Source organism: Halococcus morrhuae DSM 1307 (genome assembly GCF_000336695.1).
In the GTDB taxonomy this organism is placed as follows: domain Archaea; phylum Halobacteriota; class Halobacteria; order Halobacteriales; family Halococcaceae; genus Halococcus; species Halococcus morrhuae.
On sequence record NZ_AOMC01000112.1, the window covers coordinates 14,373 to 33,776 of the forward strand.

Genomic DNA, 19,404 nt, shown 5'->3' on the forward strand with positions numbered 1-19,404 from the left:
GCCGGCTCGATGATCCGTTCGCTCAGCAGGCACAGCCGGTCGTCGAGGGCGAGCGCTCGAACTCCATCATCGCGCCGCAGTCGGGACAGTCCGGCGGTTCCTCACCTTTGACATCGACGTCACGAACCCGCTCGGCGCAGTCGTGACACCAGTAGGCATCCTTCGAGCCGTCGCCCTTTCCACCACCGCGGTTGGCCGACTCGGTCGAGGCCTGCAGCGCCTCCTTGATCGTGTTAGTGAACCCCATACAGCGCGTTCGGGCGAGGACGGATAAATCCGTGTGCGGCTGTGCGCACGCGATACACGGGCGTCACTCGAACAGGAATCACTCGGCTCTCACTCCACGTCGTCGGCGAGACGGGAGAGCGCTCGCTGGAGCTCGCCGCGGCGCTTCCAGGCGGCCACGCGGTCGGTGAGCGACGCGAGGGGGAGTCCGGCGCTCACCCGCGAGCGCATCCGGACGCTGGTGCCCTGATCCCTCGGCTCGTACGTGATCGTCGTTTCGAGCGTTTCCAGCGGGCCATCGCCACGCTGTTCGTAGGTCAGCCCCTCGTCGTCGAGTTCGAAGGCGAGCGCGAGTTCGACCCCGCGCGAGCCGGCGATGACGAGCCACCCCTCGTCGGTGTCCTCGACCTCGTAGACGGTAAAACTCCCCTCGTACTCGACGAGCGACCGCGGTGTGAGCGCGCGCTCGACGGTCGCCGGCGTTGCCCGGACGAACCGCGACGCGCTGACCTCGCGCATACGGCTATCATGGGTCAGGGCACCAAAAACGGCAGCGATAGCAGCGCGAGCAGCGCCAGGAGCACGGCGGCCGCGTACACCAGCCGACGGAGGCGTCGCTCGGGTGGTATCTCGCCGCGCAGCTCCGGGCGCGTCGTCAGCACCATCTGATGATAGGCAGCGGCTGTGGCGCACACAAAGAGGAGCGTCGAAACGACGACCGCGATCGGTAGCGAGAGCCCGAGCGCCAGCAGATAGATCGGCCCGTACGAGAAGCTCACGAGGAAGGCGAACGACGAGACGACGAGAAACGGCACCGGATCGACCGGCGTCCCGTGACGGTTCGTGAGCTTCATGGCGGCCGTACGCTGGCTGCGTGAATACGTTGTCGGCCGACCTCATCCCTCGGAGCGCCGATCCGCATCCAGGGAGCATTCCCTGTCCGGGGTTGGTGTGGACGAATGTGGGATGTGGCTGGACCGACAGTATATAATCCGGCCGGACCGTTGTGTGGAACGATGGCCTCGGACGGTGACATCCGCGTTCTGCTCGTGCTCGATCTGCTGCTCTCGGCGGTGTTCGGGACGGTCATCGTGTGGGGGCTTTCGCTGCTCGGCGTGCTCGCCTTCTCGCTGCGGACGGCGGCGCTCGCGACGCTGGTGATCGCGCTCGTCACCTATCTGGCCGTGCTGCGTTGAGGCGGTGGCTGATGAGATGATTTTATACGCGCGGGGGAACCCGCTCTACCATGCCCATCTCCGAGCGCGATTCGGCCTCGCTCATCACGCACGCACTGGCGCGAGACACGCTCTCACGACTGCGAAGCGCCGATATGGAACAGGTTGCCTTCCGAAAAGGGCTCGTCAAACTCGGCCGCATCTGTGGCTACGAGATCATCGACGGCGCGATGGAGACCGAATACGTCTCGATCACGACGCCGCTGGCCGAGACCACCGGCGAGCGCGTCAAGGGTCTCGACGACGTCGTCATCGTCAACGTTCTCCGCGCGGCGACGCCGTTCGTCGAGGGGCTGCTGAAGGCCTTCCCGCGGGCCAAACAGGGCGTCATCTCGGCGGGCCGCGACGAGGAAGCCGGCATGACCGACGGCGAGTTCCCCATCACCATCGACTACACCAAACTCCCCGAGATCACCGCCGAGGACACCGTGATCGTTGCCGATCCGATGCTCGCCACCGGCTCGACGATGTGCACAGTACTGGAACACGTCCTCGCCGACGCGCCCGAGCCCGAGGACCTGTTCGTTCTCTCGGCGGTCAGCGCACCCGACGGCCTGCTTCGGGTCGGCGAACGGTTCCCCGAGGCCGACCTCCTCACCGTGAGCATCGACGAGCGCCTCGACGAGAACGGCTTCATCGTTCCGGGACTCGGCGATGCTGGCGACCGTGCGTTCCGGACCCAGTAATCGACCGCCCGCATTCGATTTCACCGACACGAACCCCTTTGTTTCGACTGGAGAATTGAGAAGCTGGACGAACGCCGATTCGCCGGGCGTTCGGCCTCAATCGACGCGCTCGGCGAAGCCAAAGCGCGGTTTCACGTCCGCGATGCGCACCTGCACTCGGTCGCCCTCCTCGGCGTCGGCAACGAACACGGTGTACTCCTCGATCTTGGCGATCCCGTCACCCTCCTCGCCGGTGGCGGTGATCTCCACCGTCAGTTCGTCGCCGACCTCGATGGGGGCGGTCATGCGACCCTTGCCAACCAGATAGAGTTCGGAGGATTCGTCGCGCGAAGCGTCGGGTCGTACGGTCCGAACGTACTCGAACGCTTCCTCGATGTCGGCCTCCAAACCGTCGAGATCGCGGCCGTCGAACACCTTCACGGCGAGGTCGCCGCCCGGCGTGAGCACTTCGCGAGCCACGTCCAGCGCCTGACGGGCGAGATGGACCGAGCGCGCGTGATCCAGGTCGTACTCGCCGCTCATGTTCGGAGCCATATCCGAAAGTACGACGTCCGCCTCACCGATGTCGGCCTTCAGATCCGCTCTGACGTCCTCGTCGGTGAGGTCGCCACGGCGGGTCTCGACGCCGTCGATCGCCTCGATGCGCTGGCGGTCGACGCCGACGACGCGGCCCTCCGGTGCGCGCTCGGCCGCGACCTGGAGCCAGCCACCGGGTGCCGCGCCCAGGTCGATCACGGTGCTGCGGTCGGTGAAGAGATCCGCCGTTTCGTCCAACTGCTGGAGCTTGTAGGCCGACCGCGAGCGGTAGCCCTGCTGTTTTGCCTTGTTGTAGTATTCGTCCCGGCGCGCCATCCCGCGTGACTACTCCACGGGCGCGTAAACGCCCTTCGCTGTCGAGTCGAACGCACATCTTTTATAACCCGGCTGGTCGTACCGGAGCCATGTTCAACGCCATCGTGAGTGCGGGGACGCTCAGAACGGCCCTCGACTCCGTGAGTGTGCTCGTCGAGGAGTGCAAACTCCACCTCAACGACGACGAGATCGCCATCCGAGCCGTCGACCCCGCGAACGTCGGGATGGTCGACCTGGCCCTCTCCGCCGACGCCTTCGAGTCGTACGAGGCCGACGGCGGCGTCATCGGCGTGAACCTCTCCCGGCTCCAGGACATCGCTGGCATGGCCGGCAGCGACGACCTCGTCCACCTCGAACTCGACGAGGAAACCCGCAAGCTCCACATCTCGATCGACGGCCTGGAGTACACGCTCGCGCTCATCGACCCCGAATCGGTCCGCCAGGAGCCCGACATCCCCGATCTCGATCTCCCCGCGAAGATCGTCCTCGAAGGCCGCGACATCAATCGTGCGGTCAAAGCCGCCGACATGGTCTCCGATCACATCGCACTCGGCGTCGAGGAGGACGCCGAACAGTTCTACGTCGACGCCGAAGGCGACACCGACGATGTCCACTTCGAGCTCGACACCGAGGACCTCATCGACCTCACCGTCGGCCCGGCCCACTCGCTGTTCAGCCTCGACTACCTCAAGGACATGAACAAGGCCATCCCCGGCGACGCCGAGGTCACGATCGACCTGGGCGAGGAGTTCCCGGTCAAACTCCACTTCGACGTCGCCGAAGCCGACGGGAGCGTCACCTACATGCTCGCGCCGCGCATCCAGAGCGACTAGACACCCACTTTTTTAGACGGGGGAATCGCGCGCCTGCGGCGCGCTCAACCCCCGTCCAAAAACCTGGACTAAAAACATCCGCTCGCTCGGCCTCCGGCCTCACTCGCGGTGAACCGCGCTCACTGCTCACGGTTCACTCCGTTCACCGTTCGCTTCCGAGGTTCTCCCTCCGGTCGAACCTCGCTTCGTTCGCGCGGATGCTACGCTTGCCACACCGAACAGCACCCGCCTCCGCACCGCCGAAGCCCTCGGCGCGCTCCCTTCGGTCGCGGCACTCGCTTCGCTCGTGCCGGCGCGCCTCGCCCTTCATCCGCCAGGACCGCACAGCACCCCCACCGCAACCGCAACCGCAACCGCAGCCGCGGCCGCCACAGCACCGCGGCCGCGGTGGCCGACACGTTCACTTTCACTCCGCTTTCCGGGCATTGATGAACACCCGCGACGGAGCATCGGTGCGTCACACGCTTCGGCGGCCCTCCACCGCCGCTTCCAGCAAGAACTATACCGCCGAGCGACGGAATCATCGTATGCTCGGTCTCGACGATATCCGTGAGGCACGCGAGCGCGTCGACGGCGTGGCCCGTCACACGCCGCTCGAACACTCCTACTCGTTCTCCGATCTCTCGGGCGCGGCAGTCCACCCCAAACTCGAAGTGTTCCAGCGCACCGGCTCGTTCAAGATCCGCGGCGCGTCGAACCGCATCGCCACGCTCACCGACGAGGAGCAGGCGGCGGGTGTCGTGACCGCGAGCGCGGGCAATCACGCTCAGGGTGTGGCGCTCGCGGCCACGCGCGCCGACGTCGATAGCGTGGTCGTGATGCCCGAACACGCCCCGATCGCGAAAGTGAAGGCGACGCGGAGCTACGGGGCCGAGGTCGTCCTCCACGGCGAGGACTACGACGCGGCCCAGGCCCGAGCCCACGAGATCGAGGCCGACGAGAACCGCACCTACGTCCACGCGTTCGACGATCCGACCGTGATGGCCGGCCAGGGGACGATCGGCCTGGAGATCGTCGAGGACTGCCCGGACGTGGAGACGGTCGTCGTCCCCATCGGCGGCGGTGGACTCATCGCCGGTATCGCCACCGCGATCAAGGCAAAGTCACCCGACACACGGGTTGTGGGTGTCGAGGCCGAGGGTGCGTCGAGCGTCGACCAGTCGCTCGAAAAGGGGTCGGTCCAGGAGCTCGATGGCGTCGACACGATCGCCGACGGCATCGCCACGCGCCGGGTCGGCGAGCGGACGTTCCCGATCATCGAGGAGCGCGTCGACGAGGTCGTCTCGGTCTCCGATCCCGATATCGCCGTCGCGATCACGACGCTGCTCGAACGCTCGAAGACGCTCATCGAGGGGGCTGGTGCGGTGCCAATGGCCGCGATCCTCGCCGAGGCGTTCGAGTATCACGAGGACGAGATCATCGTGCCCGTCCTCTGTGGCGGCAACATCGATCTCAACATGCTTCGGACGGTGATCATGCGCGGGCTGGTTGAATCGGGTCGCTATCTCCGCTTCCGGACGACGCTTCCCGACCAGCCCGGCTCGCTCGAACGGCTGGTCGAGATTATCGCCGACGAGCGCGCGAACATCTACGCTATCCAGCACGATCGCACCTCCCGTGACAGCGGCATGACCGCCACCGAGGTCGCGATCGATCTCGAAACTCGGGGCGAAGAGCACGTCGCGACGCTACTCGATGCGCTCGAAGCCAACGGCTACGCGCCCGAGGTGCTCGTCTGAATGGTCCGTACCGACACCGCGGCGCTCGCGAACTGATGCGCCCGCGAACGAAAACAGGCCTGCTGTGGGGTGCGGTCGGCGCGCTCGCCTTTCTCGTGCTCGCGCAGGGCTACGAACTCGTCGCTACCCCCGGAATCAGCCTGCTCGCCAAACTCGCCATCGCGGCGATCGTCTGGATCGTCGCCAGCGGGGCGAGCTACCTGTTCGAGGGCTGGTTGGCGCGGAGCGAAAGGTCTTAACCCGCGACTCCGGTAGTCACGAACGAGCCGGGATGGCCGAGTGGTAAGGCGCACGCCTGGAAAGCGTGTTCCCTTTGGGATCCGGGGTTCAAATCCCCGTCCCGGCGCTTCTGCGAGGAACGGATGTGACGAGCGAAGCGGCGACGGCGGGGAAGCGCAGATGCTCGGCGGTGATCAGATAACTGAATGATAACGAGATACTTTGTATCCCGAACCACTTGACCACGAGCGACTCACGTTTCTTCCTGTAGGGCACTGTCGTTCGCGTCTGGCGACTCGGTGGACTGAGCGGAGTCAAATCGCTGTTTGATGGCATAAGCCGTGTTTGGGCCGATTCCATATATCCGTTCCAAATCGGATTGGGTGGCGGTTGCAAGCTCTTCGGTCGTATTGTACTCCGCAGAGAGGGCAGCACTGATCTCTGGCCCAACACCATTTACATCTTCGACGCGTTCTCGGAGTTGCTTCGCTTGCGGGTCGAGTGCAATGTCGACCCGTCGCTCCATCTCATTCAGGGGAATTTTCCCTTCAGAATATGCTTGACGAGCAGCTTCGACGTCGTAGATGGTGCCATCTGACTGCTCTTTCGGCGGTGAAACATTCAAAAATCCTACTGCGGTCATTGTGACAACTGTTGCAGGTATGAGCAATCCGATCACATTACCACCCTCTGCATATCCCAATCCGAGCGTAAATCCAGCGAGGAGGACGAGTATTATGAATATAGTCTGAAGTACTATCTTGTTCATCATCCGTAGATTGTGAACGCGGTAGATAAAGAGCTACCCACCTAGAAGCAGTGCCCATTCACGGGCCTTCAACTGGTTTCTCGAGTGTTATCGTGCTGATTGTGCCGGAACACTCCACCGTAACGAAGAAAGTCATACCGAGACTAAAATCAGTCAATCGATAATCCATTGTCCTCGCATGACTCATCTTGAGAACGTCTCTACGGAAGATCTCCCGAGAAAATCTGTGTCGTCTCGGACAATGCGTCGTATTTCACGGCGAATGCAGTCCAAGGATACGCCGATAGGGCTGTGTTGCCTGCTGCGGCGTTCACCGGTGTGTACCCTGCGGAGGACTGCTGGAAGAAACACGATCAAGCACTCGGCAATCGACTGTTCGACTTCTTGGACGAACTTCGTGATGGCGCACTCGCTGCGCTCGACAACATCCACCCGCCAAATCTCACCACGTGCTTATGGCCATGGGTATGAATCGACCCATTAACTGCTGACCGGACCGTGGTTTTAATCCTGTGACCGACGAGGGTCGAGTGATGAGCGACACCCGGACCCGTGCGAACTACGCGCTGCTCGACTTCCAGGAACATCTCGGCGAAAATTCCGACGGACTCGACGTGCCCTGGGCCGAGTTCGTCGGTAACCACCGTTCCTCCACACAGGAGTTCACCGTGCCCGCCGAGCCGGCCACGGAGGCATATCTCGAATGCCAGCTGTTCGAGGTCGGGAGCTACGGCCACGAGATCGTCGTCAACGGCGATGCGCTCACGGGATTCGACATCCCGCCCGCACCGGGCTGGCAGTACTGGATGGACCCGATCACCGGTGCGGACCTCGAAGCCGGCGAGAACACGGTCCGGTTCGTCCGCGACGCGGATACCCGCGACGATTTCGTGATCGGTTCGGTCGTCGTCCACTGGAAAGAGCCGATCGAGTGAGTCGCCGAGGTTATAAACGTGTCCCGCAACCGCTGTCCCGGCCGGAAACCTCGTGTTAACATTCAGCATGTGGTGGACGATACGGGCGTCGAGTCGGCTGGTTCGTCCTCGCTGGTCCCGTTCGAGCGTCTCACGAACGCCGGAACGGATAGCTACTTTTATATAGAAGCACATTCAATCGTTCGGTGAATCATGAGTCAGCGAATGCAGGGTCAGCCCATGATCATCATGGGTGACGACTCCCAGCGCGTCAAGGATCGCGACGCACAGTCGCACAACATCGACGCGGCACGGGCAGTAGCGGATTCGGTCCGATCGACGCTCGGGCCGAAAGGGATGGACAAGATGCTCGTCTCCTCGATGGGCGACGTCACCGTCACGAACGACGGCGTCACCATCCTGACGGAGATGGACATCAACAACCCGACCGCCGAGATGATCGTCGAGGTCGCCGAGACACAGGAGGACGAGGCCGGCGACGGGACGACGACTGCCGTCGCGGTCGCGGGCGAACTCCTGAAGAACGCCGAGGAGCTCATCGAGCAGGACATCCACCCGACGGCGATCATCCGCGGGTTCCACCTGGCCAGCGAGAAAGCCAGAGAGGAGATCGGCAACGTTTCCGAGGAGATCGAGGCCGACGACACCGACCGGATCAAGAAGGTCGCCGAGACCTCGATGACGGGCAAGGGTGCGGAGCTGAACAAGGAGCAGCTCGCCCAGCTCATCGTCGACGCCGTTCAAAATGTGACCGTCGAGAACGACGCCGGCGAGAGCATCGTCGACCTCGAGTTCGTCAACATCGAGACCCAGACCGGCGAGTCCGCGAGCGACTCGGAACTGCTCGACGGCGCGGTCATCTCGAAGGACCCGGTCCACGACACGATGCCGACCGACGTCGAGGACGCCTCGGTGCTCCTGCTCAGCGAGGCCGTCGAGGTCGAGGAGGCCAACGTCGACTCGCAGGTCAGCCTCTCCGATCCCGACCAGCTCCAGCAGTTCCTCGATCAGGAGGACGAACAGCTCAAACAGAAGGTCGAGCAGATCAAGGAGACCGGCGCTGACGTCGTCTTCTGCCAGAAGGGCATCGACGATCTCGCCCAGCACTACCTCGCCAAGGAGGGCATCCTCGCCGTCCGCCGCGCGAAGAAATCCGACATCGAGTTCCTGAAGGAGGTGCTCGGTGCCTCGATCGTCTCCGATCTCAACAGCGCCACCAGCGCCGACCTCGGCACCGGCTCGGTGACGCGCGACGAGGACGAGGAGCTGTTCTACGTCGAGGGCGACCAGTCCCACGGCGTGACGCTCCTCCTCCGCGGCTCGACCGATCACGTCGTCGACGAGCTCGAACGCGGCATCACCGACGCGCTCGAAGTCGTCGCCCAGACCGTCTCCGACGGGCGCGTGCTCGCCGGCGGCGGCGCGATCGAGGTCGAAGTCGCCGCCCGCCTGCGCGAGTACGCCGACTCCGTGAGCGGCCGCGAGCAGCTCGCCGTCGAGACGTTCGCCGACTCGCTCGAACTCGTTCCGCGAGTGCTGGCCGAGAACGCCGGTCTCGACTCGATCGACACGCTCGTCGATCTCCGCTCGGCCCACGAATCCGGCGACGAGAAGGCCGGCCTCAACGTCTTCGACGGCGAGGTCGAGAACACCTTCGAGGCGGGCGTCGTCGAGCCGGCCCACGCCAAAGAGCAGGCACTTTCGAGTGCCACCGAGGCCGCAAACCTCGTGCTCAAGATCGACGACATCATCTCCGCCGGCGACCTCACGACCGAGGGCGACGGCGACGCGGGCGGTCCCGGCGGCGCACCCGGCGGCATGGGTGGCATGGGCGGAATGGGCGGTATGGGTGGCATGGGCGGCATGATGTAAACCCACTTTTTGCATCACTCGCGGGCCTTCGGCCCGCTCGTTCGCAAAAACTTGGGGAAAAAGACCGCACCGCGACCGCACGAACGCTGTTTTTTTTAATCTACTCTCAGTAGCTACGACAATCTCGGTCCGGTGTGTCGTTCGATCCTCACCCGACCGTTCGGCTTCAGCTGCCCGCCGTCGGTGTGATTCGGTTTTTGGCGGTTGCGACCCACGACGGCCGTTCGGGTGCGTCGGTCGCGCCGATCTTCGAATACCGATTCTCGCTGATGATTCGGGAGAGGTCTTCGTTGAATGTTGCCTCTCGTACCGCTCGATAGCTGTGGATGAATCCCCGGCTATCGACGAGCATTCTGAGACTAACGTTGCCCCGTCTATACCCCTCATCGATCCGTGTGCTCCCGCGAACGAGATACAGCGTGGTCCCGTTGCGCTCCCGTTCAGTCACGGACGTGTTAGCGATAAGGAACGGTTCGAGAAGGCTTCGCAGTCCCACTCCATTGGTGCCGTATCGTCCTCCGGAATGCACTTCGGATCGACGGTATGTCGTCGTTCCGTTCGGAACTGTTCGATTCTGGAACGTTCGTCCGTCTTTCGACCAGATCGAATAGGTGGCGGTTCCGTTTCCTTTGGAGACGAGATGAACGCCCTCGCCCGGCGGTCCTGCGCGGAGCGTCCCCGCCGACTGATCGATGACCGAACCGTTCGATGCCATGCCCGTCGAATTCGACTGTATGGTGAACGACTTGTTCCGGAGGACGGACGTGTGAGCTCCGACGAGCACACTCGGATTCTCGATTCCCTCTCCCGTAAGCCCGGGCGCGAGCTGCGGTACCGGCGTCGGGGTCGGTTCGTCGGTGGGAACCGCTGCCGGTGTCACCGTTTCCGTCGTCTGACCACCTTCACCGAAGACGCCGCTGCAGCCGGCGAGCACGACCAACGTGGCGACGAGCAGAACGCGCAGTCTCATTCACGGTTCCCTGCCGTTTCAGGTCGGCGTGTCGTCGTCCGATTTTTCGCCGTTTCGATCCACGACGGCCGCTCGGGCGTTCCGGTCGTATTGATGGCGACGAGTCGGTTCTCCGTGACGCTCTTCGTGACGGTCGCGCTGGCGGGGGCTTGTCGAACCGTCGAATATTCGCGAACGACACCACGCGAATCGACGAGCAGTCTCACGCTCGTGTTGGGCTGCCGTCTCGTGTCGATGGTTCCGTTGATGCGGTAGAGCGTCGTCCCGTTCTCGCTGCGGCGATCGGTGATCGTCGTGTTGTCGGCGTCGAGCGCGCCGAGAAGCGACGGAAGCGTTCCGAGCGCGAACTGCATTCCCGTCCGTCTGCCCGGTGGGTTGCTGTAGGTCGTCGTCCCGTTCGCGAACGTCTGCTGGACGAAATAGTCGCCGTCGCTCGACCACGCCACGACGCGCGTCGGGATCGCTCCACGCTCCGCGGCGAAATACGGGCCGCTGCGATTTGACACGTAGCGAACCGCTCCCGTCGCTCCCACCCGTAGCGTCCCCGTCGTTTGGAGGATCGCCGAACCGTTCGCGGCCAGCGCCGTGGAGTTCGATCGCTGGGTGAACGACCGGTTCTGGAGGAACGACCGATGGGCGGCGATGAGCGCACGCGGGTTCTCGATTCCCCGCTTCGTGACGCCCGGGGCCAGTTGCGGCACCGGCGTGGGCGTCGGTTCGTCGGTCGGCACAGCGGCCGGCGTGACCGTTTCGGCCGACTCGTCGCCCCCGCCGAACACGCCGGAACAGCCGGCGAGAACGACCAGTACCGACAGCAATACCGCCGCGAACGTCCGTCGCATGGGTTCCGTTCACAGCCATCGTGGCAAATACTTTGTCGTCTGCACGCGCTCCCTTCCGGAGGTGGTGGAGTTAAGACGGCGGCGCAGATACCGCCGGCATGGAGACACTTCTGCTCGATCGCGAGGGGGTCGACGTGAACGCGCGGATGGGCGAGGTCATCGACGCCGTGGGCGACGCGTTCGCGGCCTACGAGCGCGGCGACGCGCTGATGCCGGCGAAGTCCTACATCGAACTCGATCAGTACAACGGCGATTTCCGTTCGATGCCGGCCTACATGGATGCCGGCGAGTGGGACGCTGCCGGCATCAAGTGGGTCAACGTCCATCCCGACAACCCCGAGAAGTTCGATCTCCCCACTGTGATCGGGACGATGATCTACTCGGACCCCGAGACTGCCGTCCCGCTCGCGATCATGGACGGCACCGAACTCACGATGAAGCGCACCGGTGCCGCGGCCGCCGTCGCCACCGATCGGCTCGCCATCCCCGAGGCACGGAGCATGGGGCTGGTCGGTGCGGGCGTCCAGTCGTACACGCAGTTGGAGGCGATCGCCGAAATCCGCCCGATCGAGGAGGTCGTCGTCTCCGATCTGGACAGCGACGCGGTCGACGCGTTCGTCGATGCCTTCTCCGACCAATTCGACGTCCGTGCCGGCTCGATCACCGAAGCCGCCGCCTGTGACGTCCTCTCGACGGTGACGCCCAGCACGGAGCCGATCGTCTCGCGGGCCGACCTCGGTGCACACACCCACATCAACGCGATGGGGGCCGACGCCGCCGCCAAACAGGAGCTCGACCCGGAGATCCTCGTCGACGCGAAGCTGGTCATCGACGATCACGCCCAGACGACCCACTCCGGCGAGATCAGCCGTTCCTACGAGGACGGCCGCATCGACGATTCCGACATCCACGGCGCGGTCGGCGAGATCGTCGTCGGTGATCGGTCGGGTCGCACCGAGGATGACGAGATCACGGTTTTCGACAGCACCGGACTGGCGATTCAGGACGTCGCGACCGCCCACGTCATCTACGAGCACGCGAGCGAGGCCGACGACGTCGATTCCTTCCCGCTCGTCGGTCGCTGAACGACGATTTCCCACCTGGCTGCGCGGTCAGCGGCGTGGTCGAACAGTTTCGTGAGCGCCCAGACGATCACGAGAACCGGCAACAGCGGCAGTACGACGATCAACAGTCCGACGACGATCGCCCAGCCGATGGTGCCCCTGTCGGCGATACGTAGCTGGTCGAAACCAGCGTGGTGGCCACCCACACCAATGATAACATAAAAAACCGGCCGGGATCAATCGGTGGTAAATGCAACGACAGGACACCTACGACCACGCCGCCATTGAGTCGAAGTGGCAGGAACGGTGGGCCGACGCCGACGTCTATCGGACGTCCGACGACGCCACCGATCCGAGCTACGTGCTCGCGATGTTCCCCTATCCGTCGGGCGATCTCCATATGGGCCACGTCCGGAACTACACCATCACCGACGCCTACGCCCGCTATCAGCGGCTGCAGGGCGAGGACGTGCTCCACCCGATGGGCTGGGATTCCTTCGGTCTGCCGGCCGAGAACGCGGCCATCGAGCGCGAGATCAACCCTCGTGAGTGGACGATGGACTGCATCGACACGATGAAGACCCAGATGCAGTCGATGGGGTTCGGCTACGACTGGAACCGGGAGATCACGACCTGTGAGCCCGACTACTACCGCTGGAACCAGTGGCTGTTCAAACGGTTCTACGAGGAGGGGCTCGCCGAGCGAAAGGGTGGCGAGGTCAACTGGTGTCCGTCCTGTGAAACGGTACTGGCCGACGAACAGGTCGAGGGCGAGGCCGAACTCTGCTGGCGCTGCGGGACACCGGTCGAATCGCGCACGCTCGACCAGTGGTTCCTGACGATCACCGACTACGCCGACGAGCTGCTCGACGGCATCGACGAACTGGACGAGTGGCCCGACAGCGTGCGCGGGATGCAGCGCAACTGGATCGGCCGTCAGGAGGGTACCACGGTGGAGTTCGAGGTGCCGGAGTTCGGCGGCATCGAGGTGTTCACGACGCGTCTCGACACGATCTACGGCGCGACCTTCTTCGCGCTCGCACCGGGCCACGAACTCACACAAGAACTGATTGCCGACGATCCTGAGCTCGCGACACAGGTCGAGACGCTCGATCCCGACGCCGACGGCGATGAGAAACGCGGCGTGTTCACCGGCGAGTACGCGATCAACCCCGCGACCGGTGAGGAAATTCCGGTCTACGTCGCCGATTTCGTCCTCTCGGACGTCGGCACGGGCGCGCTGATGGGTGTGCCGGGCCACGACCAGCGCGACCACGAGTTCGCAACCGAGTACGACATCGACATCGAGCAGGTCGTTGCGCCCGCAGACGGCGAGGTCGAAATCGACGAGGAAGCATACACCGGCGACGGCGTGCTCGTCGACAGCGGCGAGTACGACGGCATAGAGAGTGCAGCGGCCCGCGACCGGTTGGTCGCCGATCTCGACACGGCCGCCAACCACACCCAGTATCGCCTGCGCGACTGGCTCATCTCCCGCCAGCGCTACTGGGGCACGCCGATCCCGGTCGTCCACTGCGATGAGTGTGGCCCCGTGATGGTCCCCGACGAGGAGCTCCCCGTGGAGCTTCCGGAGTTCGTCCCGACGCCGACGGGCAACCCCCTCGAAGAGGTCGATTCGTTCGTCGAGACCGAGTGTCCCGAGTGCGGTGGCCCTGCCGAGCGCGAGACCGACACGATGGACACGTTCATGGACTCGTCGTGGTATTTCCTCAGGTTCACGTCGCCCGACAGCGAGGACGTCCCTTTCGATACCGAGCGCGCGAACGACTGGATGCCCGTCGACGAGTACGTCGGCGGCATCGAGCACGCGATCATGCATCTGCTCTACTCGCGGTTCGTGACCCGAGCCATCGGCGACATGGAGCTGCTCGACGTCCGTGAGCCGTTCGAGCACTACCTCCCGCAGGGGATGGTCCAGCTCGACGGGACGGCGATGTCGTCGAGCAAGGGCAACGTCGTCTCGCCGGTCGAGATCATGGACGAGTACGGCGCGGACACGGCGCGGCTGTTCGTGATGGGCGCGGCCCGGCCGAGCAAGGACTTCGACTGGACCGAGCGTGGCGTCCGGTCGAGCAACGAGTTCATCGAGCGCCTGCTCGGGATGGTCGAGGCGTTCGCCGCCGACGAGACCACGACCACCGACGCCGGCGAGCGCCCGATCGACGAGTACGTCGCCCGCGAGATCGACGCGACGATCGACGAGGCGAGCGCCGGCTACGAGAACTTCCGGTTCAACGATGCGTTGCGCGAGGCGCGCGGGCTGGTCTCGCTGCTCCGGCGCTATCGCGAGCAGGCGACGCCCGACGAGCACACCTTCGAGCGTGGTCTGCACACGGCGGTGCGGCTGTTCGCACCCGTCACGCCCCACGTCACCGAGGAGTGCTGGACGGCGCTCGGCGAGGACGGCTTCGTCGCCGCGGCCGACTGGCCCGAGGCGGCACACGATGCCGACCACGAGGCCGAGCGCCAGCTCGTCGCAAACACCCGCGAGGACGTCCGCCACATCCTCGACGTGGCGAACATCGAGGAGCCGGCGGCGATCGAAGTCGTCGTCGCGCCCGAATGGAAACACCGCGCGCTCGACGTCGCCATCGCGAGCGACGAGGACGTGGTCGGCAGCGTGATGGCCGACGAGGAACTCCGCGAGCGCGGCGAGGCGGCTGCCGACTACGCGAAAGACCTCGCCGAGCGCCACCAATCGCTGACCGAAGCGCTCACGCCCGCCGCGGAGTTCGCGGCCCTCGAACGCGCGACGTGGCTGTTCGAGCGCGAGTTCGACGCTGAGATCCGCCTCGAACGCGCGAGCGATGCGCCGGACGATGTCGCTCGGACGGCGACGCCCGGTCGGCCCGCCATCGAGATCCACGAGGGCTGACCTGGGTCGAAACCCATACGAGCTGCTCGGCCGGAGCTCCGCCGATGGGTTCGTTCGCCACCGCCGTCCAGTCGTGCCTTCGCGAGCGCCTCGCCGTCCTCCATCCTGGATTCGCCTGGGAGATCGAACACCACGTCGCTACCACGCCGGTCGATGTCGCGGGTCGTGCCGACGATCACGTGGCCCTCGTCGAGTTGGAGTGGCGACGGGCTGACCCGGCGAACAACACCGCGAAACTGTTCCGCCATCTCGACGAGGAGACGCTCGCCGCCGACGCAGTCGACGTGTTTCAGCTCTTCACGGGCTACTACGATCTCACGAGCGGCGGGGTCTCCTCGAAACGACTGAACGCCGAGTTCGTCGGCCGGGTCGGCACTCAGGCACTCGATTCGTTTCGCTATCGCACCGTCGATTTCGCCCTCGATCCGCCGAAACGCGGCGGCGGTCGGCCCGACGACTGGGAAGCAGTGACCGACGCGACCGCTCGGGAGATCGCTGACTATCTCTGAATCGGCCGCGGTCGGTGTGGTGGGTGGGGTGGCGAGGGGCTATTCGATGTCGATACTGCGCGAGTCCTCGTCGCTTGCGGCCTTGGGCAGCGTGACGGTGAGCACGCCGTTCGTGTAGGTGGCGCTGGCCTCCTCCTCCGCGACTTCCTCGGGAAGCGAGAGCGACCGACTGACCGACCGGCGACGGCGCTCGCGGCGGAGGTAGTTCCCGTCACCTTCTTCGGTGGATTCGTCGCGCTCGGCGCTGATCCGCAGGGTGCGATCGGCCACCGAGAGATCGATATCCTCGCGCTCGTAGCCGGGGAGATCGGCCGTGACCTCGAAGCTGTCCTCGTGATCGGCGAGATCGACCGAGAGCGACTGGGTCGCCGGGACGTTCATGTCGTCGAACTGGCCGAACTGGTCGCCCATCTGTTCGAACATCTGCTCGATCTCCTCGAAGGGGTTGCGTCGTGACATTCGCCACGGGCTACGGCCGCGAGCGACTTAAATCACACCTCACCCGACCACGTGTTCGACGTCGTAGGAGCCGAGCCGACGCACCCAGCCCTTCGCCGCTATCTCCTCGATGACCGCGATGGCCTCCTGGGTGCGCTCCTCGTAGAGCCCCGCCTCGGCGTCGAAATGGAAGACGTAATCGCCGAGGCGCTCGCCGCTCGGGCGCGATTCGATCCGTGTGAGGTTGATGCGTCGGTCGGCGAACGGTTCGAGCAGATCCAGCAGAAGGCCGGGGTAGTCGTCGTTCGGATAGACGATGAGCGAACTCTTGCCGCCCCCGGTCGAGCGTTCGTCGATCGGCGCGACGACGACGAACCGTGTCGCGTTCGAGGTGCGGTCCTGGATGTTCTCGGCGAGCACCCGGAGCTCGCCGTCGGCCGTGTCCGGGCGGCCGATCGCCGCCACCGTCGACTCCTCGCGGGCGCGCTCGACGCCGCGGGCGGTGCTCGTGACCGATTCGAGCGCCACATCCGGATGTTCCGTGTCGAGATAGCTCCGACACTGCGCGAGCGCCTGCGAATGGCTTGCCACGACGTCGAACTCGTCGTGCTGGGCGAGCAGCGCGTGACGGATCGGTGTGATGAGCTCGCGGACGACCGCCACCTCGAAGCCAGCGAGCGCGTCGAGGCTCTCGGTGACGGAGCCCTCGATGCTGTTCTCGATCGGGACGACGCCCCGATCGGCCGCACCGGTCGCGACCGCCTCGACGATGCCTGTCACCGATTCGCGGAAGGCGATCTCGTCGCCGACGGCCTGCGCTGCGCGGTGGGAGTACGTGCCGGCCGGCCCGAGCGTGACTGCCTGCATGGCCGTGCCTGTCCGTCGGTGGGCAAAAGTCCGTCGCCGTCCTCGGCGAGAGAAGGTTACGCGTTGTTCATCCGCAGTACCGTCTCGTTGCCGCAAGCGACACATTCGGTGATGCGATAGGGTTCGCGGGAGAACTCCTGGTTCTCTCGTTTGTCGCTCTCGGTGCGCAGCTCGATCGAGACGCTATGGGGGGTGTCGCGGCCGCAGTCCTCGCAGGCTTCAGTGAGGTCGCTTGCAGATCGGCTTGTGGTTGACATCACCCGTTTCTCCGGGCGAGACCCCCATAAACACCGAATTCCGTTCGTTTCGATTCCCCCGAGTTTCAACGTTTTTCGGGGTGAATACGAGAAAGAAACCCGCTCCGGCCCGATTTCGACGAACCGTTTTCGCGGCGTGAACGGTGAAACAGTCGAAAACGGCCAAAAAACTTATTACAGCTGAGTTTCGGCCGCGATACGAGCGGTTAAATCGATCCCTCGAATACGGCGTACATGGACGAGCTGTTCGCACCGTGGCGCATCGACTGGGTCGAGCGCGACGGCGACGCCGATGGCTGTCCGTTCTGCGTGCTCCCCGATCGCGACGCCGACCGTGACTCGCGGATCGTCGCCCGGAGTGAACACGCCTTCTGCCTGCTGAACAACGCCCCTTACAACCCGGGTCACGCGATGGTGATCCCCTACCGACACACCGGCGTCTACGGCGAGCTCACGGAGGCGGAACTGCTCGACCTGTCGCGACTCACCCAGCGGACGCTGCGGGCGATCGAGGACGGGCTCGGCCCCGACGGCGCGAACACCGGGATGAATCTCGGCGATTCGGCTGGCGGCTCGATCGACGATCACCTGCACCGACACGTGGTGCCGCGCTGGAACGGTGACACCAACTTCATGCCGGTCATCGACGAGACGCAGGTTATCGTCGAGGCGATCGACGACACCTACGAGCACCTCCACGCGGCCTTCGCCGATCAGGAGGGCACCCGTGTCGACGACCCCGACGATGCGGTCCGCATCGTGTAGGCCGAAGCGTCTTTGCGTGCGCTCGTCAACGTCCAGTGATGAGTCGTGCGGGCGCGGTTCGGCGGATCGGTCTCGTCGTTCTCGCGGCGAACGTCGTTCTCGCCGCCGCGAAGGGCTGGGTCTGGCTCGAAACGGGGAGCCTCGCGGTCGGCTCGGAGGCCGCCAACAGCCTCGTCGATGCCGTCTACGCCACCGTCGTTCTCGGGGGTCTCTATCTCACGACCCGGCCGCCCGACAGCGAGCACCCCCATGGCCACGAGCGTATCGAACCGTTCGTCGCGCTCGCCATCGCGCTCGGCATCTTCCTGACCGGTGGCACGGTGCTCTGGCAGTCGATGACGGCGATCCTCTCTGATACCGTGACCGCCACCGAGAGTCCGATCGCCATCGCGGTGCTCGCCGGCGCGGCGATCGCGAAGGCCGGTCTCTACCGCTACTCCCTGTCGGCCAGTCGCACCCACGACTCGCCGGCGCTCGCGGCGACCGCGCTCGACAACCGCAACGACGTGCTCACCGCTGGCGCAGCGCTCGTCGGCGTACTCGGCGCACGCTTTGGGGTTCCGCTGCTCGATCCGCTCGCGGCGGCGCTCGTCTCCATCGGTATCCTCTACACCGGGATCGAGGTCGTCCGCGACAACGTGCCCTATCTCGTCGGTGGCGCACCCTCCGAGGCCCTCCAGCGGCGCATTCTCCGGCGCGCGCTCGCCCATCCCGACGTCGAGGGTGCCCACGACGTCATCGCCCACTACGTGGGTCCGGAGATCGACGTGAGCATCCACATCGAGGTCGAGGGGGATCGCACACTCAGGGAGGCCCACGACATCGAGAGCGCGATCGTCGCGTCGATCCAGGCACTCGACCCTGTCGACGACGTGTTCGTTCATATCGATCCGAAGGAACTCGGCGAGTGGAAACGCGATCCCGACGCCGACAGACTGGTTCGCGGGACCGACGAACGACCGGACGACGAATCGAACGTCGATCGCGGTCCTGGTTGATCGCTTTTTCCGAACCTGATCCACATGCTGCGGTCGGCGCGCGCTCGCGTCCGGCGAGAGCGATAGCGAACGCCGGACGCGGATCGGCGTGCGAGGGATGAGCGAACGACCGAAGGGAGTGAGCGAATCGGTTGGGGAGGTATGTGGGCGGTGCGGGGCGGTAGCGGTCTCTCACTGTTGTCAGGACTCGTCGTCAAATCGATTGCCATCAGATCGACTACTGCCGTCGAATCGGTTGCTATCGAATCAAACTCACGAAAATCGTCACTCCCCGGAAACCAGCGAAACGTTTCGTCTCCAAAATCACCCTAGGCAGGTTTACCGAAGGCGTATACGGTGTTCTGGCCCGTGATCTCGACGTCGACGAGATCGCCGGGTTCGACGCCGTAGCCGGGTGCATCCTGGATGATGACCTGTCGATAGGCCTCGTCGT

Annotated in this window: 23 protein-coding genes, 1 tRNA gene and 1 pseudogene; 14 read left to right on the top strand and 11 right to left on the bottom strand. The window is 64.7% G+C overall.

The window, feature by feature from the left end; all coding sequences use genetic code 11:
* Positions 1-22: 22 nt before the first annotated feature.
* The 3 genes from C448_RS09140 to C448_RS09150 form a co-directional block, all read right to left on the bottom strand.
* Positions 23-247 carry a hypothetical protein gene (locus tag C448_RS09140; protein ID WP_004054077.1) on the bottom strand — a complete coding sequence of 75 codons (225 nt, stop codon included), beginning with the start codon at positions 245-247 and terminating at the stop codon, positions 23-25.
* A gap of 89 nt (positions 248-336) precedes the next feature.
* Positions 337-744 carry an SRPBCC family protein gene (locus C448_RS09145; protein ID WP_004054078.1) on the bottom strand — a complete coding sequence of 136 codons (408 nt, stop codon included), beginning with the start codon at positions 742-744 and terminating at the stop codon, positions 337-339.
* 14 nt (positions 745-758) lie between these two features.
* Entirely contained in the window at positions 759-1,079 is a 321-nt protein-coding gene (locus C448_RS09150; protein ID WP_004054079.1) for a hypothetical protein, read from the bottom strand.
* A 162-nt stretch (positions 1,080-1,241) separates the two neighbouring features.
* Here C448_RS09150 and C448_RS09155 point away from each other — a divergent pair, with 162 nt between their 5' ends.
* Both C448_RS09155 and upp read left to right on the top strand, forming a co-directional pair.
* Positions 1,242-1,421: a hypothetical protein gene (locus C448_RS09155; RefSeq protein ID WP_004054080.1), complete on the top strand. Its 180-nt coding sequence runs from the start codon at positions 1,242-1,244 to the stop codon at positions 1,419-1,421.
* 50 nt (positions 1,422-1,471) lie between these two features.
* Complete coding sequence (gene upp / locus C448_RS09160; protein ID WP_004054081.1) at positions 1,472-2,146, top strand: uracil phosphoribosyltransferase; 675 nt, start codon at positions 1,472-1,474, stop codon at positions 2,144-2,146.
* A 96-nt stretch (positions 2,147-2,242) separates the two neighbouring features.
* Here upp and C448_RS09165 read toward each other — a convergent pair whose 3' ends face one another.
* Positions 2,243-2,998, bottom strand: coding sequence for a 23S rRNA (uridine(2552)-2'-O)-methyltransferase (locus tag C448_RS09165; RefSeq protein ID WP_004054082.1), 756 nt, complete (start codon positions 2,996-2,998; stop codon positions 2,243-2,245).
* 89 nt (positions 2,999-3,087) lie between these two features.
* Here C448_RS09165 and C448_RS09170 point away from each other — a divergent pair, with 89 nt between their 5' ends.
* The 4 genes from C448_RS09170 to C448_RS09185 all read left to right on the top strand — a co-directional run bounded on the left by C448_RS09170 (position 3,088) and on the right by C448_RS09185 (position 5,916).
* Positions 3,088-3,831: a DNA polymerase sliding clamp gene (locus tag C448_RS09170; RefSeq protein WP_004054083.1), complete on the top strand. Its 744-nt coding sequence runs from the start codon at positions 3,088-3,090 to the stop codon at positions 3,829-3,831.
* Positions 3,832-4,358: 527 nt separating this feature from the next.
* Entirely contained in the window at positions 4,359-5,570 is a 1,212-nt protein-coding gene (ilvA, locus tag C448_RS09175; protein ID WP_004054084.1) for a threonine ammonia-lyase, read from the top strand.
* Positions 5,571-5,605: 35 nt separating this feature from the next.
* Entirely contained in the window at positions 5,606-5,809 is a 204-nt protein-coding gene (locus tag C448_RS09180; protein ID WP_004054085.1) for a hypothetical protein, read from the top strand.
* A 26-nt stretch (positions 5,810-5,835) separates the two neighbouring features.
* Positions 5,836-5,916, top strand: a tRNA-Ser gene (locus tag C448_RS09185).
* Positions 5,917-6,042: 126 nt separating this feature from the next.
* Here the strand turns inward: C448_RS09185 and C448_RS09190 are convergent.
* Positions 6,043-6,561 carry a helix-hairpin-helix domain-containing protein gene (locus tag C448_RS09190; protein WP_004054086.1) on the bottom strand — a complete coding sequence of 173 codons (519 nt, stop codon included), beginning with the start codon at positions 6,559-6,561 and terminating at the stop codon, positions 6,043-6,045.
* A gap of 213 nt (positions 6,562-6,774) precedes the next feature.
* Between C448_RS09190 and C448_RS17080 the strand changes: the two are divergent.
* The 3 genes and pseudogenes from C448_RS17080 to thsB form a co-directional block, all read left to right on the top strand.
* Positions 6,775-7,029 (top strand): annotated as a pseudogene (locus C448_RS17080) (IS630 family transposase); the annotation flags it as partial.
* A 62-nt stretch (positions 7,030-7,091) separates the two neighbouring features.
* Positions 7,092-7,493, top strand: coding sequence for a DUF7383 domain-containing protein (locus C448_RS09195; RefSeq protein WP_049916212.1), 402 nt, complete (start codon positions 7,092-7,094; stop codon positions 7,491-7,493).
* A 204-nt stretch (positions 7,494-7,697) separates the two neighbouring features.
* On the top strand, positions 7,698-9,365 hold the full coding sequence (thsB, locus tag C448_RS09200) for a thermosome subunit beta (protein ID WP_049916213.1): 1,668 nt from the start codon (positions 7,698-7,700) through the stop codon (positions 9,363-9,365).
* A 166-nt stretch (positions 9,366-9,531) separates the two neighbouring features.
* Here thsB and C448_RS09205 read toward each other — a convergent pair whose 3' ends face one another.
* Entirely contained in the window at positions 9,532-10,335 is an 804-nt protein-coding gene (locus C448_RS09205; protein ID WP_004054089.1) for a hypothetical protein, read from the bottom strand.
* Positions 10,332-11,177 (bottom strand): hypothetical protein, encoded by an 846-nt coding sequence (locus C448_RS09210; protein ID WP_004054090.1) that lies wholly within the window; start codon positions 11,175-11,177, stop codon positions 10,332-10,334. Before C448_RS09210 ends, C448_RS09205 begins: the two co-directional genes overlap by 4 nt.
* A 98-nt stretch (positions 11,178-11,275) precedes the next feature.
* Between C448_RS09210 and C448_RS09215 the strand changes: the two genes are divergently transcribed.
* Positions 11,276-12,262: an ornithine cyclodeaminase family protein gene (locus C448_RS09215; protein WP_004054091.1), complete on the top strand. Its 987-nt coding sequence runs from the start codon at positions 11,276-11,278 to the stop codon at positions 12,260-12,262.
* Here the strand turns inward: C448_RS09215 and C448_RS09220 are convergent.
* Positions 12,205-12,447, bottom strand: a complete 243-nt coding sequence (locus C448_RS09220) for a DUF7535 family protein (RefSeq protein WP_004054092.1) — start codon at positions 12,445-12,447, stop codon at positions 12,205-12,207. The genes C448_RS09215 and C448_RS09220 overlap by 58 nt on opposite strands.
* A 44-nt stretch (positions 12,448-12,491) precedes the next feature.
* Here C448_RS09220 and leuS point away from each other — a divergent pair, with 44 nt between their 5' ends.
* Together leuS and C448_RS09230 are read left to right on the top strand one after the other, a co-directional pair.
* Positions 12,492-15,137 carry a leucine--tRNA ligase gene (leuS, locus tag C448_RS09225; RefSeq protein WP_004054093.1) on the top strand — a complete coding sequence of 882 codons (2,646 nt, stop codon included), beginning with the start codon at positions 12,492-12,494 and terminating at the stop codon, positions 15,135-15,137.
* Between the two features lie 44 nt (positions 15,138-15,181).
* Positions 15,182-15,646, top strand: a complete 465-nt coding sequence (locus C448_RS09230; RefSeq protein WP_004054094.1) for a hypothetical protein — start codon at positions 15,182-15,184, stop codon at positions 15,644-15,646.
* 39 nt (positions 15,647-15,685) lie between these two features.
* Here the strand turns inward: C448_RS09230 and C448_RS09235 are convergent, their stop codons facing one another.
* From C448_RS09235 to C448_RS09245, 3 genes are read right to left on the bottom strand one after another with little or no spacing between them, the layout of a single operon-like run.
* On the bottom strand, positions 15,686-16,105 hold the full coding sequence (locus C448_RS09235; protein ID WP_004054095.1) for an Hsp20/alpha crystallin family protein: 420 nt from the start codon (positions 16,103-16,105) through the stop codon (positions 15,686-15,688).
* A gap of 39 nt (positions 16,106-16,144) precedes the next feature.
* Positions 16,145-16,951, bottom strand: a complete 807-nt coding sequence (pheA, locus tag C448_RS09240; protein ID WP_004054096.1) for a prephenate dehydratase — start codon at positions 16,949-16,951, stop codon at positions 16,145-16,147.
* Between the two features lie 56 nt (positions 16,952-17,007).
* Positions 17,008-17,208, bottom strand: a complete 201-nt coding sequence (locus C448_RS09245) for a DUF7835 family putative zinc beta-ribbon protein (protein ID WP_004054097.1) — start codon at positions 17,206-17,208, stop codon at positions 17,008-17,010.
* Positions 17,209-17,442: 234 nt separating this feature from the next.
* Here C448_RS09245 and C448_RS09250 point away from each other — a divergent pair, with 234 nt between their 5' ends.
* Together C448_RS09250 and C448_RS09255 are read left to right on the top strand one after the other, a co-directional pair.
* Entirely contained in the window at positions 17,443-17,973 is a 531-nt protein-coding gene (locus tag C448_RS09250) for an HIT family protein (RefSeq protein ID WP_004054098.1), read from the top strand.
* Positions 17,974-18,011: 38 nt separating this feature from the next.
* A complete protein-coding gene (locus C448_RS09255) occupies positions 18,012-18,971 on the top strand; it encodes a cation diffusion facilitator family transporter (RefSeq protein ID WP_004054099.1) in 960 nt (319 codons plus the stop codon).
* Positions 18,972-19,404 lie beyond the last annotated feature (433 nt).

What these genes read in the sequence shown, in the direction of transcription:
- C448_RS09235 (WP_004054095.1), bottom strand. Translation starts at nt 16,105, where the DNA reads ATGTCACGACGCAACCCCTTCGAGGAGATCGAGCAGATGTTCGAACAG.
- thsB (WP_049916213.1), top strand. Translation starts at nt 7,698, where the DNA reads ATGCAGGGTCAGCCCATGATCATCATGGGTGACGACTCCCAGCGCGTC.
- C448_RS09190 (WP_004054086.1), bottom strand. Translation starts at nt 6,561, where the DNA reads ATGATGAACAAGATAGTACTTCAGACTATATTCATAATACTCGTCCTC.
- C448_RS09210 (WP_004054090.1), bottom strand. Translation starts at nt 11,177, where the DNA reads ATGCGACGGACGTTCGCGGCGGTATTGCTGTCGGTACTGGTCGTTCTC.
- C448_RS09140 (WP_004054077.1), bottom strand. Translation starts at nt 247, where the DNA reads ATGGGGTTCACTAACACGATCAAGGAGGCGCTGCAGGCCTCGACCGAG.
- C448_RS09180 (WP_004054085.1), top strand. Translation starts at nt 5,606, where the DNA reads ATGCGCCCGCGAACGAAAACAGGCCTGCTGTGGGGTGCGGTCGGCGCG.
- C448_RS09255 (WP_004054099.1), top strand. Translation starts at nt 18,012, where the DNA reads ATGAGTCGTGCGGGCGCGGTTCGGCGGATCGGTCTCGTCGTTCTCGCG.
- C448_RS09195 (WP_049916212.1), top strand. Translation starts at nt 7,092, where the DNA reads ATGAGCGACACCCGGACCCGTGCGAACTACGCGCTGCTCGACTTCCAG.
- C448_RS09245 (WP_004054097.1), bottom strand. Translation starts at nt 17,208, where the DNA reads ATGTCAACCACAAGCCGATCTGCAAGCGACCTCACTGAAGCCTGCGAG.
- C448_RS09170 (WP_004054083.1), top strand. Translation starts at nt 3,088, where the DNA reads ATGTTCAACGCCATCGTGAGTGCGGGGACGCTCAGAACGGCCCTCGAC.
- C448_RS09205 (WP_004054089.1), bottom strand. Translation starts at nt 10,335, where the DNA reads ATGAGACTGCGCGTTCTGCTCGTCGCCACGTTGGTCGTGCTCGCCGGC.
- ilvA (WP_004054084.1), top strand. Translation starts at nt 4,359, where the DNA reads ATGCTCGGTCTCGACGATATCCGTGAGGCACGCGAGCGCGTCGACGGC.
- C448_RS09215 (WP_004054091.1), top strand. Translation starts at nt 11,276, where the DNA reads ATGGAGACACTTCTGCTCGATCGCGAGGGGGTCGACGTGAACGCGCGG.
- C448_RS09165 (WP_004054082.1), bottom strand. Translation starts at nt 2,998, where the DNA reads ATGGCGCGCCGGGACGAATACTACAACAAGGCAAAACAGCAGGGCTAC.
- C448_RS09155 (WP_004054080.1), top strand. Translation starts at nt 1,242, where the DNA reads ATGGCCTCGGACGGTGACATCCGCGTTCTGCTCGTGCTCGATCTGCTG.
- pheA (WP_004054096.1), bottom strand. Translation starts at nt 16,951, where the DNA reads ATGCAGGCAGTCACGCTCGGGCCGGCCGGCACGTACTCCCACCGCGCA.
- C448_RS09145 (WP_004054078.1), bottom strand. Translation starts at nt 744, where the DNA reads ATGCGCGAGGTCAGCGCGTCGCGGTTCGTCCGGGCAACGCCGGCGACC.
- C448_RS09230 (WP_004054094.1), top strand. Translation starts at nt 15,182, where the DNA reads ATGGGTTCGTTCGCCACCGCCGTCCAGTCGTGCCTTCGCGAGCGCCTC.
- upp (WP_004054081.1), top strand. Translation starts at nt 1,472, where the DNA reads ATGCCCATCTCCGAGCGCGATTCGGCCTCGCTCATCACGCACGCACTG.
- C448_RS09150 (WP_004054079.1), bottom strand. Translation starts at nt 1,079, where the DNA reads ATGAAGCTCACGAACCGTCACGGGACGCCGGTCGATCCGGTGCCGTTT.
- C448_RS09250 (WP_004054098.1), top strand. Translation starts at nt 17,443, where the DNA reads ATGGACGAGCTGTTCGCACCGTGGCGCATCGACTGGGTCGAGCGCGAC.
- leuS (WP_004054093.1), top strand. Translation starts at nt 12,492, where the DNA reads ATGCAACGACAGGACACCTACGACCACGCCGCCATTGAGTCGAAGTGG.